Raw genomic sequence first — 15,286 nt, 5'->3', positions numbered from 1 at the left:
CTCCGGAGCGATCGTGGCGCGAACAGCTGGAGCGGTGCCTCCTGTTGACGCAAGGCTACTTCAAGACGTTGATTGACCCCTCCGTGGCACCGTCCGCCGTCGAGACCCGGTAGAAATAAACGCCGGAGGAGAGACGGACCCCCTGGTCGTTCAGACCGTCGATCGCCACTTCGTGAGCGCCAGCCCCTAGGAATTGCTGCGGCAGGAGTGTCCTCACCAGTCGTCCCTGCAGGTCGAACAGCTGAATGCTCGCGCTACCCGGTCTCGTCGTGTGGAACGAGAGGCGGCCCTGCGGGTTGAATGGGTTCGGATAGGCGAGTACGGGGGCACTGCCGCCGCCGCCCCTCTTGATGGTCACGACCTTCATACCCCGGAGGGGAACCATTCCCGACGAGGTCTGGAATTGCCCCGTGAGGATGAGATTCACGGTGCTGTTGTTGGGAGTGTTTCGGAACAGATCTCTGATGCACGCTATGGGGAATCGGAGCTCGAGGTCGGGTATGCCGTTCCGATCCAGGTCCCCGATCCGGGTGTGCTTCGAATCGGCCGCGCACTCGGCGACCGTCCCGGCGTTCGGAAAGTCGGTCGAGAGGCGGAGCGTGCCGACGAGGACGTTCTCGTACGGCTGCTCGAGCTCCTCCATGCCGAGCTTCAAGATGTCGTCGCCCAGATTGATCGTCGACTTGCCGTTCCGGAGCACGAGCGCGGTCGAGATCTCGGCCAGGATCGTCACGGTGGTCGTGGCCTCATCGTAATTGCCTTCTGGGTCCGTGACGCGGAGAACCACGTTGTAGTTGCCCGGCGCGGTGTAAGTGTGCATCGGGGTGGCTCCCGTGCCCGTATTGCCGTCGCCGAAACTCCAGGCGTACGTCAACGGGTCACCGTTCGGGTCGGACGAGCCTGTCCCATCGAAGCTCACCGGGGAATTCACGATCCCTGTGTAGGGACCGCCGGCATTGGCCGTCGGCCCGCTTTGCTGTTGACCCACCAGAACCGTGATCGTCTCGGAGTCGCTCAACGGCGGGAGTCCGTTATCCGTGACTCGCACCGTGATCACATAACTTCCGATTTGCCCCAGCGACGGGGTCCACATGAAAGCACCGGTGCTGCAAGTCATCGTGGCCCCCGGCGGTGAACCGGGATCGAGCGAGAAACAGAGTGCGTTCGCCGGGATATCCGCGTCCGTCGCGGTCGCTGTGAAGGCAAGGGTGGAGCCTGCGGCAACGGCCTTGTTCCCGATCGGCGCCAGAACCGGCGGTGAATTCACTTCATTCACCGTAATCGTGATCGCCGCATTATCGCTCAGCGGCGGGGTGGCATTGTCCTCGGCCCTGATTGTCAGGGGGTAGATCCCGGGGCCCTGCGCCTCCGACGGTGTCCAGTTGAAGGCACCCGTCGACGCTTGGATCGTCGCACCCGTCGCGGAAGGGGTCCCCAGGAGCAACGACCAGGTGATCGTCTGCGGGGGCTGATCGGAGTCCGTCGCGGTCACGGTGAACGCCAAGTTCACTTGCTCGTCTGTCGTCTTGTTTCCGGGATCCGCGATAACCGGCGCGCTGTCGACGTGGCCGACCGTGACCGTGAACGCCGCGCTGCCGCTCAGCGGCGGCGATCCATTGTCCGTCGCCGTGATCGTCAGGGGGTAAACCCCGTTCGCCTGCGCCGGGCTGGGCGTCCAGGTAAACGCCCCCGTCGAAGGATTGATCGTCGCCCCATTCGCCGCGGGGGTCCCCAGGGTTAACGACCAGGTGATCGTCTGCCCCACGTCCGGATCCGTCGCCGTCGCGGTGAACGTCAAGGTCGAGAACTCGTTCACCGTCTTGTTCCCAGGATTCGTCACCGCGGGCGGATTGTTCGGTCCGCCCCCCGGTCCCAGACCGTCCCAGTCGGTGAAGTCCCCAGGGCCACCGTAGAACGCCTGCGTGTTCGGCCCGTCCAAGCGATACGTGTTGTCAAAGCCACGGCTGGGGCACTGTGTACCGAACCCGGTGAAGTCCGTGCTCGCACTCACGAGGTCCACGATGTCGATCCGCGGGGTGCCGCTCGTGCCCGTGATGGTCAGCGTGCAAAGGCGGAAGAGTCCGGGAGGTAAATACTGGATACCGTAATGGCCGTTCTTGTACCGCACCCCATCCGGGTTCAGCTCACCGGATGAGTTCGGCATCGTCGCCTGTCGGTTCACGAACCCCGAGTAGGCTACGGTCCCGCCGACCGCCAACAAGTTGAACGAGTATGCATTGATCCCTAGAGGGTCCGGACTCATGTCGCATACCGCCGGCGAGCCGTCGCGGTTCTGGTCCGTCCGGAGGTACAGATCGACCGTCGTCGCCGCGCCGTTCGCGTTCAGTCGGTCGCCCGTGTCGTGCACCCCGTTCCCGTTCGAGTCGAGGTAGATGTACTGGGCGCCAGCCTCCCTTGCGAGGCCGGTAACCACGACGATCGTCAGGATCGCCGTGAGAATCCGGGTCCACATGATGTCGCCCCTCCGATGAAACGGTGATTGATCCGACTGGGTCGTCCGTGGCGCACGTCTAACTGCGGAGAAACATGATGCGGCGAGCTGAGGCGCGGGTGAAGCGGGCACGGGAATTCCTTTCCTCGAAAGCCGAGGCCGTGCGTTAAACGAGGCCGTACTTTACCACGAAGAGGCTACGAAGGGAAGGGCGCCACTCGATCGGCGAGCGATCGCCCGCTAACGCGGGACTACCCGATGGTCTGGAACATCCGGCTGAACCGGATGGAGCTGTGCTCTCCGTCCCACGAGAAGTAGCGGATCATCGCCTTGCCCTTGATCAGGCCGACGGCAAGGGGTCCCCAGAAGCGGCTGTCGTGGCTGTTGTCGCGGTTGTCGCCCATCATGAAGAGATAACCCTTGGGCACGGTGATCGGTCCGAAGTTGTCCCGCTGGCTTACCTCGCGGGGCAGGATCCTCGGATCGATGTGGATCACGTAGGGCTCCACCTGCTGCACGCCGTCCACGTAGAGGGTCTTGTTCCGGATCATCACGGTCTGGCCGCCCACCGCGACGCAGCGCTTGATGAAGTCCTGGCGGATGTTCTCCGGATAGCGGAAGACGATGACGTCGCCGGGGTGCGGCTGCCGGAACGCGGGGAAGCGATAGTGCAGGAACTGATGGCCGCTGATCCCGAGGTCGATCTCCGAGCCGTAGAGCATCTTGTTGATGAACAGGTAATCGCCGACGAGAAGGGTGTTCTCCATCGAGCCGGTTGGGATCTGATAGGCCTGCGCCACGACGCCACGGAAGGTCACGACGAACAGGACGCTAAATATGATCGCCCTGGTCCATTCCTTGATCGTGGATTCGGTGGAGGAGTTGGACTTCCGAGTCCCGGATGCCATCGTTTGATCTCCTGAGTGCGGTTCGACTAGCCGTCGCTAAGGAGTATACCGCAGCCGGGACGCAAATGTTTCAGGGGAGGTGGTAGTGCGAACCGCTACGCGGGAGGTGCCGCGGGTGGGCTGAGCCAGGCCATGACGTGGTCCGCGACCCAACGCCACTGGTAGATGGCGACCCAGGCGCCCGCCGCCAGCAGGGTGACCGCGACCAGGATCCGCTGGCTGCGTGCCCGCCGGGATTTCTCGCGCTGGTCGAGCTCGAAGAGGCGCCACAGAAGCTCGGCCTTTTCCTCCGCCGTCAGGATCCGCCCGTGCATCAGCTTTTGAACGACCTTGGGGAGCCGCTGGGTATCGCCGCCGTAACCGCCCTGCCACTCCGGCAGTGGCAGGTCGGGCCTGCCGGGAACCCTCTCCAGACCCTTTTCGTGACGATCCATGGCCATGCGCCGACACGCGGCCCGCAATGCAGACTGCATCGCGGGGCGCTGAGCCTCCATCGAAGTTGGTGGAATGTATTGAGGTAAAAAGCCCCAGAATCATGAAATGCATCTTCCGTGCCCGGGAGAGGGCCAGACGTCGCCACAAGTCGAACGTGGGCCCGCGCCTGGGTCTGAGCTTCAGCCGTTCCCGCCGGCCTCGATGCCGGCGCTCGCGCCGAGAAGGGCGCGGAGGAGGTCCCTCCAGATCGGAGCAAGCCACCACTTGAGGCCGATGTCGGCGAGGAGGAGCGCGGCCGACCCAATGAGGAGGTTCCGGACGGGGGACCTCTCGGCGCCCCGGGCGAGGATGCGCGGATGGCCCCAGAGCGCGCCGGCCGTGCCGGCGAAGATGAAGGAGAGGACTCGGCAAGCCGACCACGGGGGCCAGGCGGTCAGGGCGGCGGCGATCGGCGAGGTCGATGGATCGGCGTGCGCGACGACCCAGCCGACGTAGCCGTTCATGTAGCCGAGGAGAAGTCCGCCGAGGAAGAGCGCGGCCACGCCCATGGAGACCGCGGAGAGAATCAGGACCAGCGCGTATTCCAAGAGCACGCGCGGGAGAAAGATGGCGGGGTTTCCCTCCGCGCCGCGGCCGGTCGCGATCCACGCGAGCATCTCGTCCCTGAATGCGCCGGCATGCCAGATCGCCTTTGTCGCGCCCTCCGGAAACACGGCGCTCGCGGCGACCGTCGAGATCGTGAGCCCAAGCGCCCAGAGCACCGCGACGGTGATCGCCTGATCGCCGCGCCGCGCCCGGATCAGCCGTGCGTAGACGATGGCGGCGGGCAGGACAGGGAAGACCGCGAAGAGACCCGTGTTGCGGAGCGGAAGCAGGAGCCAGGGAAGGACGAGGGCCGGGATGACAGCGATCAGGTAAGTGGATATCATGGTCGCGCGCAGTATAGGCAGTTCCCGTATCGTTCCCACAAGGAGAAGTCGATGCTTCCGGATTACACAACCACCGCCATGCTCGATTATTCGCGCCACGAGAACGAGGCCGGAATGAGCACGGCGTTGAAGCAGGTTCGGTCGAAATTCGGGACCACCTACCCGCTGGTGATCGGCGGGAAGCGGATCTCCACCCCGGAGACCTTCCAGAGCGCCAATCCCGCGAATCCCTCGGAATGCGTGGGGAATTTCTCGAAGGGCACCGTGGAGCACGTCGCCCAGGCCGTCGATGCGGCGCTCAAGGCGTTCGAGTCGTGGCGATGGACGCCGCACGAGGAGCGGGCCGACGTGCTCCTTCGCGCGGCCGGGCTGCTTCGAAAGCGGCGTCATGAGATGAGCGCCGTGATGGTGCACGAGGTGGGGAAGAGCTGGCCCGAGGCCGACGGCGACACCGCCGAAGCGATCGACTTCTGCGAATTCTACGCGCGGGAGATGCTCCGCTATGGCGCACCCCAGCCGCTCACGCCCTACCCCGGCGAGCACAACCAATACAAGTACATCCCGCTCGGCGTCGGCGTCGTGATCCCGCCGTGGAATTTTCCCTGCGCCATCGCGATGGGGATGACCGCGGCGACCCTCGTGACCGGGAACGCGGCGATCTTGAAACCGAGCAGCGACTCGCCGCTCACCGCGTGGAAGATCTTCGAGATCTTCGAGGAAGCGGGCGTTCCGCCGGGGGTCCTGAATTTCCTGACCGGGCCCGGAGGAGCGATCGGGGACGCGCTGGTCGAGCATCCGCACGTTCGGTTCGTGGCCTTCACCGGCTCGATGGAGGTCGGAATCGGGATCAGCGAGAAGGCGGCCAAGGTCCCGAACGGGCAGATCTGGCTCAAGCGCGCGATCCTCGAGATGGGCGGGAAAGATTTCACGATCGTCGACGAAGAGGCGGATCTCGACGCTGCGGTGAACGGCGTCTATCAGGGCGCGTTCGGATTCCAGGGGCAGAAGTGCTCGGCCTGCTCGAGGGCGATCGTCCACCGATCGCTCTATGACGAGTTTGTGAAGCGACTCGTGGAGAGGACGAAGGCCACGACCGTGGGTCCGACCGAGCACAAGGAGAACTACCTCGGCCCGGTCGTGAGCGCGCGCGCGGAGAAGACGATCATGGGCTACATCGAGATCGGCAAGAAGGAAGGCCGCCTGGTCGCGGGCGGAAACAAGCGCCCGGGCCCGGGCTACTTCCTCGAGCCCACGATCATCGCCGACGTGAAGCCGGATGCCCGGATCGCCCAGGAGGAGATTTTCGGGCCGGTCCTGGCGGTGATCCCGGCCGCCTCGTTCGAAGAGGAGATCCAGATCGCGAACGGCACCATCTACGGGTTGACCGGCGCCTACTACTCACGCGACCGCGCGAGGGTCGCCGAGGCGAAGCGCCGGCTCCACGTGGGGAACCTCTACATCAACCGAAAGTGCACGGGCGCGCTGGTGGGGGTCCATCCGTTCGGCGGATTCAACATGAGCGGCACCGATTCGAAGGCGGGCGGGCGGGACTATCTGGGTCTCTTCCTGCAGGGAAAGGCGATTACCGAGCTGGTCGGGTAGCCGGCGTCTCCGCGCGCGCCTCGCCGCGCGAGCCCGCGTGCTCCTCGAGCGCGGCCAGGATCTCCCGCGCGAACGCGGGAAGGGTGTCATCGCGAGCGCCCATGACGACCGCGCGGTCGCCGGCGCGGGCACGCTTCGCGATCTCCAGAGCGGCACCCGCCCTCGTCGCCGCCAGGGTCGCATCCACGTGAACCTTCCGTAGTGCCTCCACGATCTCCTCGGAACATATCGAGCGGTCGGTCGTGCCGCCCGCGTCGTAGATCGGCGCGAGGAGGAGGTGATCCTGGGGCCGCATCACCACGCGAAGCGTCTCGATCAGCTCATCCTTGAAGAAGCGCGTCGGGGCGTAGCCGTGGGGCTGATAGTAGACCCAGAGCGAGCCTTTCGGCCGCAGCGCCTCCAGCGCGGCGCGGATCTTCACGGGGTTGTGGCCGAAGTCGTCAAAGACATCGATCCCGTCGACCGCCCCGATCGGCTCCAGCCTGCGGCGCACGCCGCCGAACGACGCCATCGCGGCCGCCGCGCGCTCCAGCGGGACGCCCGCCGCCACCGCCGCGGCGATCGCGAGGAGCGCGTTCTCGACGGTCATCGCGCCGGGGAAAGGAACCGACACCTCGACACGATCCACCTTGAAGCGGACCGAGTCCGGGCTTAGACGCACCGATCGAGCGACGAGATCGGCTGGCGCCCACGTGGGGACGCCCTCGATCGCGGCATAGATGCGGGGAAGCCGGTCCGGGCAGCGGACTCTCTCTAGGATCGGATCGCCGCTGTGGATGACGGCCCGCTCCCGGGTGTTTTCCAGCAGCGCCTCGAATGCGCGGGCGGTCTCGTCGATCTCCTTGTGGTCGCGGCTCAGATTCGTGAGGACGGCGATCGCCGGGGCGAACTCGGCCACGCTCCCGTCGCTTTCGTCGGTCTCGACCACGAACCAGTCGCTCTCGCCGAGCCGCAGGCTTCCCGGGGGCACCGCCCCCTTCAACCGGACGGCGGCCCCTCCGCCGAGGAATGTGGGGTCGAATCCCGCCTCGAGGAGCACGTGCGCCGTCATCGCGGTGACGGTCGACTTGCCGCTCGTCCCCGCGATCGCGATTGCGCGCCGGGCGCCGGCAATTCCCGCCAGGAACGAGCCCCGCCGGATGCGCTCCACGCCGAGCTCGGTCGCGCGGCGGAAGTCCGGATTGGCGGTCTCGACGGCGGTCGAGTAGACGAACGCGGTGAGGTCCGGCGTGACCGCGCTCCCGTCCTGGGGCACGAGGCGGACCCCTCCGTCGCGGAGGGCCGAGAACGAGGGAAGGGGGAGGCCGCGGTCCAGATTGCGGTCCGACCCGGTCACCTCGGCGCCCAGGGAGACGGCCAGGATCGCGAGCGGCGTCATGCCGCTCCCGCCGACACCGCTGAAATGGTACCGGCGATCCCGAAACGGGAATGCTCCGAGGTCAGGCTTCATGGCTCGACGAGTCTCCTCGGGAGGCGGGTCGCGGTCAAGAGCGGGGCATCAGGCTTCCCCCCCGGGACTTATCGGCGCGAGCCGGCAATAGTTGAGGGCCGAGTTCCGAACGGACCCTGCGACGGGGCTGGCCTGCCGCAGCCCCGCCCCTGCGACGGGGCTGGCCCGCCACGGCCGGCCTTTGATACGCTTTACCTAGATTCCGACTTTGGGAGCGCGGCGAGGGAACGTCGCGGCGACCCCCAATTCGTCCGGCTATGGAGAGGAACGCCGAATGAGGGTTGCCATCTTTTCCGATCATACGGGAGGCGTCTACGTCTACTCCCAGCGATTGACGAAGCAGCTGGTCGAGCTGGGAGCCCAAGTCGAGTTCATCACGCACCCTCCCACCGGCAACCTGGGGTCCGAACGACTCGCCTCGCTCAAGCACGACGGCGCCACGATCCGGCCGGTCCCCAGGCACCCGAAGGAAGTCAGCAAGAAGCAGATGCTCCAGCTGTACCAGGCCTATCTCGACGCGAATGCCGACATCATCATTCCCAACTACCGAACCATCAGCTTCGCGGCCTGCGCGAAGCTGCCCCGGAAGAAGGCGAGCCGCATCATCGGCATCTGTCACGATCACACTCCGACCATGTACAAATACCTTACCTACTATGAGCCGATCATGGACGGCTTCATCTGCCCGGCCACCGTCTCCTACGAGCACTTGAAGAAAGTGCTCCCGCATCGGAGGCGGGACATCCGGCTCATCCCGCACGGCATCCCGGGCGCGGGCGACTCCCCGCCAAAATTCGATGGAGGAGAAATACGGCTCATCTACCACGGGCGCCTCGAGGAGGACCAGAAGAGCGTCTCCAGCCTGATCGCTCTCGCGGAGACGCTCGCGAAGGGGGACGTCGACTTCCGATTGATCTTGGTAGGGGACGGCCCGGATCAGCAGACGTATCGAGATCGGGTGGCTGAGCGCGGGCTGGGCGAGCGGGTCGTCTTCCTGGGACACCTTGAAGGGGCCGACCTCGAGAACGCTCTCCAAGGGGCCCACGTCGCCGTGCTGACCTCGCGGCACGAGGGCTTCTGCCTGAGCCTCGCCGAGGCGATGGCCGTCGGGCTCCCGGCGATCGCGTTCGATTGTGGCGGAGGGATCAACGACTACCTCGTGCACGGGGAGACGGGCTTCGTGCTGCCGTGGGGCGACCTGGGAGGAATGCGGGAACGGGTGGAGTGGCTCGCTCGCAATCCCGCCGAATGGCAGCGCCTCTCGCGGAATGCTCGGAGCCGCATGTCGGAGGGCTTCAGCGTAAAGGAATTCGGGGAAAAATCGCGTCAGTTCATGGCAGAGCTTCTCGAGAGGGGAGAGCGCCGCGGCTGGCCGCGCCTTGGGCGGTCTCTCTTCTTCAGCGATTCGCGGCTTTCGTCGCTCCGAAGGCGCATCTTCTCGCGAGACCGGGCCTCCAAGATCGAGGAACCCAATTGACGAGGCGAGCGAATCCTCAGTAGGCTCTGGAGATTATCGGTCTGACGGGGCTGTAGCTCAATTGGGAGAGCGCTTGACTGGCAGTCAAGAGGTAGCGGGTTCGATCCCCGCCAGCTCCACATTCCTTTACGGTCGTGCCACGTCCGAGATCGGGTCCACCCCGGTCATCGCATCGACCCCCGCCGCCACGCTCACCCCGCTGCGCCACGCCACGGCGGCTTGAAGCGCGCGGTCCGCCGCGACGAAGCTCGTCCCGTTCCGCGCGACAATCCCCACGTAATTCTCTCGGAGCGATTCGATCAGATAGCGGAGTCCGTGGTTCATCGCGAAGAGCGGGCTCGCGATGCGTCGCGCCGATGCGCCCGCCGTTTGCAGACAGTTCATGAGGCTGTCGGCGTCGACGAAGAGGGCGAGAATCCTGTCGCCGAAGGAGTCCTCGTCGAGCGTCCCGAGGCGCAGCTCTTCCCGCGCCTGGGTGAGGTCGGTGCAGATCCGATTGAACTCGGGAAGCATCGCGTTGAGGTCGGGCCCGGTGGCGGCGAGGGCGCAGCGCGGCGTCGGCGCGGCGTCCAGCGATGCGAGGATCGCGGCGAGTACCAAAGCCCTCTTTGCCCGGGCGCAATACCCGGACTGCGCGAAGAGATGTCCCATTTTGCCTTCTTTCGTTGAGGCCCCCGGCCTCAACCCAATAAATCGGCTCTCCATCCGGCGAACTTGACCGCGAAATCGGGGTAGAGCGGGCACATTGAGAGACGCCCATTCCCGTCCCACGTTGACGCGCCAGCGCGACTCTGATACGATTTTGGCGATGCCCCACTCCCGCAATCTCCTTCGTGCCAAACGACTTTCGCGGACCCTCGCGCTTCTGATCCCGCTCGTCTCGCTCCTCGCTTCCGGGCATTCCGCCGCCCAGGAGAGGGAAGCGCCCGACACGTCGGGACGGCCCAGGAACCCGGTCTACGATCCCGGCCAGCCCGTGCAGCGGAAGGTGCTGAAAAACGGGGTTCGCCTGCTGGTTCAGGAGCAGCGGACCAGCGACCGTGTCGCGGGCGTCGTCGCCCTCAAGATGGGCACCCGGTATGAATCCGAGAACGAGTCCGGGTTGAGCCAGGTCATGATGCGCGCCTTGGCGTCCGCCACCGAGCACCGCAGTGGACCCGAGATCCAGCTGGAGCTGCTCGCGTCCGGCGCCACCATGGAGACCGGCGCTGGGCCGGATATGGGACAGATCTCGATCGGCACGACGCGGGAGCGCTTGAGCAAGGCGATCGACCTGCTGTCGGACATCGCCTTGAATCCCGCATTCCCCGATACGGCGTTCGAGGCGGCGCGCGGCTACTTCCTTGGCAAGGCGTCCGACGATGTCGGCGGCCCTCTCTCCGGTACCTACGCCATCTTCCTTCGCACGTTCTACCGGGGGAGCCCATTCGAGCGGCCCGCGTTCGGGCAGGTTCGAACGATCGGCGATTCGCGCCGAGGCGACATCGTCGCCCTGTACAAGAAGCTCTTCGTCGGCGGAAACATCTCGGTCTGTTTCGTGGGGAATTTCGACGGCAAGAAGGTCATGGTGGATCTCGAGAAGGCGTTCGCGACGGCCGCCCCCGGGCCCCCGCCGGCGCCGTTCGCAGGCGATCCGGTTCCGCTCGCCGCGGACACCTTGGTCAGTGAAGAGAGGCCCTACCGGGCGCAGTCGCTCGCCTATGGCTATCCCGCGCCGGGCTACGGCGACCCCGACTATCCCGCGTTCATGATCATCGATTCCTATCTCCGGTCCGGGGACCGCTCCCCGATCGCCTACTGGCTCCCCGAGCGGCACCTGGCCACGGGGGTCGGCATTCTCTACCCGCGCTACCCGAAGCGCTCCTCGATCACCGTCTACCTTGGCGCCACTCCGGCAAACTGGAAGGCGGCGCGCGACACGGTCGCGACGGTGATGCGGCGGCTCACGACCGAGCCGCTCGACAAGGGGGATTGGGCGGCTCATCTCAAGCGCGTGCAGAACGCGTACTTCAAGGATCAGGACAGCCCCCTCGTCCGGGCGCGCGATCTGGCCCGTTACGAGACACTGGATCTGGGCCTCGACTACCCGAAGCGGTTCGAGTCGCGCCTCCTCACGCTGAAGCCGGAGGACGTGCGCGACGCCGCGGCGCGGTGGTTCACGCACGCGTGCGAGGTGACACTCCTGCCGTCCAAGATCGACTCGGGACCCTGATGAAGGCCGCGGCCCGCGGCCAGGGAGGGTAGGGGGCCCGTGGGTGATCCGGTCGGCCTGGTTCTCCTCTTTCCGCCTCTTCTCTTCGCGCTCACGGTCCACGAGGTGTCGCACGGCCTGGTGGCGCTCCGTCTGGGCGACCCCACGGCGAAGCTCATGGGCCGCCTGACCCTGAACCCGCTTTCGCATCTCGATCCGCTCGGGGCGCTGGTGTTTTTCATACCGCCGCACATCGGGTGGGCGAAGCCGGTGCCGGTGGATGTGCGCTACCTGAAGCACGCCCGCCGCGATCTCATGTACATCGCCCTCGCGGGACCGATTTCCAACGTGATTCTGGCGATCGGATTCGGCACCCTGTTGCGCGTCATCGATCCGGCATCGCACGCCTTTACCGGCCGCGTCGAGGTGGCGCTGGTCAAGATGGTGGCCTGGAGCGTGGTCTTGAACCTGAGCCTTGCCGCGTTCAACATGATTCCGATCTTCCCGCTCGACGGATCGAAAGTGCTCGCGGGCCTCCTCCCGCCGATCGCGGCGGCGCGGTACCAGACCCTCGAACCGATCGGTCCCTACCTGCTCCTCGGGCTGATCCTGCTCGGCTCCGTCTCCGGGATGAGCGTGATCGGCGTCGTGGTCGGCCCCTTCGTCCAATACTTCGGCGGGCTCTTCACAGGCGGAATCCTGTGACGGCTGGCGCTACCAAGCGACCGCGGATCCTGAGCGGGATGCGGCCGACCGGGAAGCTCCACCTCGGGAACTACCTGGGCGCCCTCCAGAATTGGGTCGACCTTCAGGCCACCTCCGAGAACCTGCACATGGTGGCGGACTGGCACGCCCTGACCACCGACTACGAGCACACCGATCAGCTCGCGCCCAACACGATCGAGATGGTCACGGACTGGCTCGCGGCCGGCATCGACCCCGAGCGGAGCCCGGTCTTCATCCAGTCGCACGTGAAGGAGCACGCGGAGCTTCACCTCCTCTTCTCGATGCTCGTCACGACGAGCCGGCTGGAGCGGAACCCGACGGTCAAGGAGCAGGTGCGGGACCTCAATCTGGAGCAGACCATGAGCTACGGCCACCTGGGGTATCCCGTGCTCCAGGCGGCGGACATCCTGCTCTACAAGGCGAACCTGGTCCCGGTCGGCGAGGACCAGGTGCCGCACGTGGAGGTGACGCGGGAGATAGCGCGGAAGTTCAACTCGCTTTATGGGGAGGTGTTCCCGGTTCCCGAGGCCAAGCTCACCCGCTTCCCACGCCTGCCCGGGCTGGACGGCAAGCGGATGAGCAAGTCGATGGGGAACACGATCCTCCTCTCGGATTCGCCGCAGGAGATCGCGGCCAAGATCCGGACCGCCTACACCGACCCCAAAAAACTTCGCGTGAACGATCCGGGAGACCCCGACGGATGCGTCGTCTTCGCGTATCATCGCGCCTGGAACGCTGGGGGCGCGGACGAGATTGCGGCGCTCTGCCGCGCGGGGAAGCTGGGGTGCGTCGCGGACAAGAAGGACCTGGCCGGAATCCTCGCCGAGAAGCTCGCCCCGTTCCGCGAGCGGCGGAAGGAGCTGGAGGCCAAGCCCGAGCGGGTGCGCGAAGCGCTTCGGTACGGTGAGGAGAAGGTGCGCGCGATCGCGAGCCGGACGATGAGCGAGGTGCGGGAGGCGATGAAGCTGCCATGAACGAAACGCGAAACGGCGCTCCGGTGGCGGAGTCGACGCCCGAGGGGCGATCCTCGATTCAGGTCCACATCCCGGTCTTCGATGGCCCTCTGGATCTCCTGCTCCATCTGATCCAGCAGGAGCAGCTCGAGATCACCGACATACCCATCGCCAAGATCACGCGGCAGTACCTCGACACGCTGGAGCTGATGCGCGAGCTCGACCTGGAGGTCGCCGGCGAGTTCCTGGTCATGGCCGCGACCTTGATGCGGATCAAGTCGCGCATGCTGCTCCCGCCGGCGATTGCCGAGGAGGAGGAGGAGGATCCGCGCGCGGGACTCGTCCGTCAGCTCCTCGAGTACAGCCGTTTCAAGGAGGCCTCCCAGGACCTGGGCCGGCTCGAGACCGAGCGCAGGCTCCACTTCGAGCGGGGCGCCCCGGCGCAGCTTGAGGATCCGGAAGCGAGCGAGCTTCTCCCCGTCAGCATGTTCCGCCTCCTCGACGCGCTCAAGACGGTGCTCTCGCGCCAGGTCCCTCCGATCGTCCACACGGTCAACGCCGAGCCGCTCAGCCTGGAGGAGGCGATGGGCGTCATACGGGGCCACCTCCTCGAGAGGCCGCGGCTCCTCTTCGCGGAGCTGCTCGAACGTTTCGTCACGCGCATCGAGAAGATCACCGCGTTCCTGGGCCTGCTCGAGCTGCTGAAGCAGGGGAGCATCGCGGCGGCCCAGGAGTCTCTCTTCGGACCGATCTGGATCGAATGGCGCGGCGGCGCCGCCCCAATTCCCGTTGCGTTGGAAGAGGAGAACGCCTGATGCCGACCCAGAAGCAGATCGTGGAAGCGCTGCTCTTCGCGAGCGACTCGCCCGTGGGGCTCTCGACGTTGGTGGAAGTGCTCGAGGGGCCCGGGCCGGAGGAGACGGTCGCCTTACTCCAAGAATTGGAGCGCGACCTTCGCGATTCCGATCGCGGGGTCGTCCTCGTGGAGATCGCGGGCGGCTACCAGCTCCTCTCCCGAAGGGAGTGCGCGCCCTGGATCGAGCGGATGCTCCGGTCCCGCCGGAAGGTCCGCCTGTCGCGGGCGGGCCTCGAGACCCTCGCGATCATCGCGTACAAGCAGCCGATCACGAAGGTCGAGGTCGACTCGATTCGAGGGGTGGACTCGGGCGGCGCGCTCCACACGCTGCTCGAGCGGAATCTCGCGCTCATCAAAGGACGATCGAGGGCGGTCGGACGGCCGCTCCTCTACGCCACCTCGCCCGAGTTCCTCTCGTACATGGGAATCAACGATCTCTCGGACCTTCCCGAGCTCAAGGAGCTGGGGACCGTGATGGAGGACCGCGAGCGGGCGCAGGAGGAGATCGAGCTGATTTCCGAACCGGAGGTGGCCTCGACCGAGAGTGCGACTTAACCACTTCCTCGCCCTGGCGGCCGGCGGATCCCGCCGGGAAGCCGACCGCTGGATCCAGGAGGGTCGGGTTCGGATCAACGGCGCGCCCCCCGAGAGCATCGGGATTTCCGTGGAGCCCGAGAAGGACCGGGTGACGCTCGACGGTTCCAGGGTCGAGCTGCCGAAAGAGCGCCGCTACATCGCCTACCACAAACCGCGCGGCCTGCTCGTGAGCCGCCGGAGCCAGGGCGGCCGCCGGACTATCTTCGAGGTGCTCGGGGCCTCAATCCGCGGACTCCACGCGGTGGGAAGGCTCGACGTGGAATCCGAAGGGCTCATTCTCCTCACCGACGACGGGGCGCTCTCGGAGGCGCTCCTCCATCCGCGGACCGCGCTCCTGCGCCGCTACCGGGTCTGGGTCCGTCCGGTTCCCGATCCGAAGATGCTCCGGCTCCTGTCGAGGGGCACTACGGTCGAGGGGGTGCCCGTGAAACCGGAGCGCGTCACCCACGAGGGCGCGGACCGAGGGCTAGGCGTTCTCGTGATCGATCTGGCGGAGGGGAAGAAGCGCGAGGTGCGGGTCATGGCGAAGGCGGTCGGCCTGGACGTGGCCCGATTAGTCCGGATCCAGTTCGGTCCCGTCCGACTCGAGCCCCTGGCCCAGGGCGCCATTCGCCCCCTTACGCGGACAGAGATCGACGCGCTGCGGCGGGATGCCTTTCCCGGCCCAGCGTCCGGTGCTAGACTGCGCTGAGTTGTGACACATAGCTCGG

General features: G+C 66.2%; 14 protein-coding genes and 1 tRNA gene. 9 read left to right on the top strand and 6 right to left on the bottom strand.

Features of this window, described 5'->3' with window-relative positions; translation table 11 throughout:
- Positions 1–55: 55 nt before the first annotated feature.
- The 4 genes from E6K79_05950 to E6K79_05935 all read right to left on the bottom strand — a co-directional run bounded on the left by E6K79_05950 (position 56) and on the right by E6K79_05935 (position 4,724).
- Entirely contained in the window at positions 56–2,473 is a 2,418-nt protein-coding gene (locus tag E6K79_05950) for a PKD domain-containing protein (protein TMQ65037.1), read from the bottom strand.
- A gap of 230 nt (positions 2,474–2,703) precedes the next feature.
- Complete coding sequence (gene lepB / locus E6K79_05945; protein ID TMQ65036.1) at positions 2,704–3,360, bottom strand: signal peptidase I; 657 nt, start codon at positions 3,358–3,360, stop codon at positions 2,704–2,706.
- A 95-nt stretch (positions 3,361–3,455) separates the two neighbouring features.
- Positions 3,456–3,794, bottom strand: a complete 339-nt coding sequence (locus E6K79_05940; GenBank protein TMQ65035.1) for a hypothetical protein — start codon at positions 3,792–3,794, stop codon at positions 3,456–3,458.
- 180 nt (positions 3,795–3,974) lie between these two features.
- On the bottom strand, positions 3,975–4,724 hold the full coding sequence (locus tag E6K79_05935; protein TMQ65034.1) for a hypothetical protein: 750 nt from the start codon (positions 4,722–4,724) through the stop codon (positions 3,975–3,977).
- Between the two features lie 51 nt (positions 4,725–4,775).
- On the opposite strand from E6K79_05935, the gene pruA reads away from it, so the two are divergent.
- A complete protein-coding gene (pruA, locus tag E6K79_05930) occupies positions 4,776–6,326 on the top strand; it encodes an L-glutamate gamma-semialdehyde dehydrogenase (protein ID TMQ65033.1) in 1,551 nt (516 codons plus the stop codon).
- On the opposite strand, the gene E6K79_05925 is transcribed toward pruA, so the two are convergent.
- Positions 6,307–7,776 carry a UDP-N-acetylmuramate--alanine ligase gene (locus E6K79_05925; GenBank protein TMQ65032.1) on the bottom strand — a complete coding sequence of 490 codons (1,470 nt, stop codon included), beginning with the start codon at positions 7,774–7,776 and terminating at the stop codon, positions 6,307–6,309. The genes pruA and E6K79_05925 overlap by 20 nt on opposite strands.
- A 274-nt stretch (positions 7,777–8,050) precedes the next feature.
- Between E6K79_05925 and E6K79_05920 the strand changes: the two genes are divergently transcribed.
- Both E6K79_05920 and E6K79_05915 read left to right on the top strand, forming a co-directional pair.
- Positions 8,051–9,253: a glycosyltransferase family 4 protein gene (locus E6K79_05920; GenBank protein TMQ65031.1), complete on the top strand. Its 1,203-nt coding sequence runs from the start codon at positions 8,051–8,053 to the stop codon at positions 9,251–9,253.
- Positions 9,254–9,299: 46 nt separating this feature from the next.
- Positions 9,300–9,372: transfer RNA gene (locus tag E6K79_05915), tRNA-Ala, on the top strand.
- Positions 9,373–9,379: 7 nt separating this feature from the next.
- Here the strand turns inward: E6K79_05915 and E6K79_05910 are convergent.
- Positions 9,380–9,904 carry a hypothetical protein gene (locus tag E6K79_05910; GenBank protein ID TMQ65030.1) on the bottom strand — a complete coding sequence of 175 codons (525 nt, stop codon included), beginning with the start codon at positions 9,902–9,904 and terminating at the stop codon, positions 9,380–9,382.
- 157 nt (positions 9,905–10,061) lie between these two features.
- Here E6K79_05910 and E6K79_05905 point away from each other — a divergent pair, with 157 nt between their 5' ends.
- From E6K79_05905 to E6K79_05880, 6 genes are read left to right on the top strand one after another with little or no spacing between them, the layout of a single operon-like run.
- A complete protein-coding gene (locus E6K79_05905; GenBank protein ID TMQ65029.1) occupies positions 10,062–11,465 on the top strand; it encodes an insulinase family protein in 1,404 nt (467 codons plus the stop codon).
- Positions 11,466–11,504: 39 nt separating this feature from the next.
- The gene (locus tag E6K79_05900; GenBank protein TMQ65028.1) at positions 11,505–12,149 is read left to right on the top strand and encodes a site-2 protease family protein; all 645 of its coding nucleotides are present in this window, start codon (positions 11,505–11,507) and stop codon (positions 12,147–12,149) included.
- Positions 12,150–12,187: 38 nt separating this feature from the next.
- The gene (gene trpS, locus E6K79_05895) at positions 12,188–13,144 is read left to right on the top strand and encodes a tryptophan--tRNA ligase (GenBank protein ID TMQ65045.1); all 957 of its coding nucleotides are present in this window, start codon (positions 12,188–12,190) and stop codon (positions 13,142–13,144) included.
- Positions 13,141–13,938: a segregation/condensation protein A gene (locus E6K79_05890; GenBank protein ID TMQ65027.1), complete on the top strand. Its 798-nt coding sequence runs from the start codon at positions 13,141–13,143 to the stop codon at positions 13,936–13,938. Before trpS ends, E6K79_05890 begins: the two co-directional genes overlap by 4 nt.
- The gene (gene scpB, locus E6K79_05885; GenBank protein TMQ65026.1) at positions 13,938–14,534 is read left to right on the top strand and encodes an SMC-Scp complex subunit ScpB; all 597 of its coding nucleotides are present in this window, start codon (positions 13,938–13,940) and stop codon (positions 14,532–14,534) included. The genes E6K79_05890 and scpB overlap by 1 nt, the downstream gene beginning before the upstream one ends.
- Positions 14,524–15,267 carry an rRNA pseudouridine synthase gene (locus tag E6K79_05880; protein ID TMQ65025.1) on the top strand — a complete coding sequence of 248 codons (744 nt, stop codon included), beginning with the start codon at positions 14,524–14,526 and terminating at the stop codon, positions 15,265–15,267. Before scpB ends, E6K79_05880 begins: the two co-directional genes overlap by 11 nt.
- Positions 15,268–15,286: the final 19 nt, after the last annotated feature.

This window comes from Candidatus Eisenbacteria bacterium (genome assembly GCA_005893305.1).
Taxonomy (GTDB): Bacteria; Eisenbacteria; RBG-16-71-46; order SZUA-252; family SZUA-252; genus WS-9.
The sequence above is the reverse complement of the archived record's forward strand: the minus strand, read 5'-3'. Positions and strand labels throughout refer to the sequence as shown.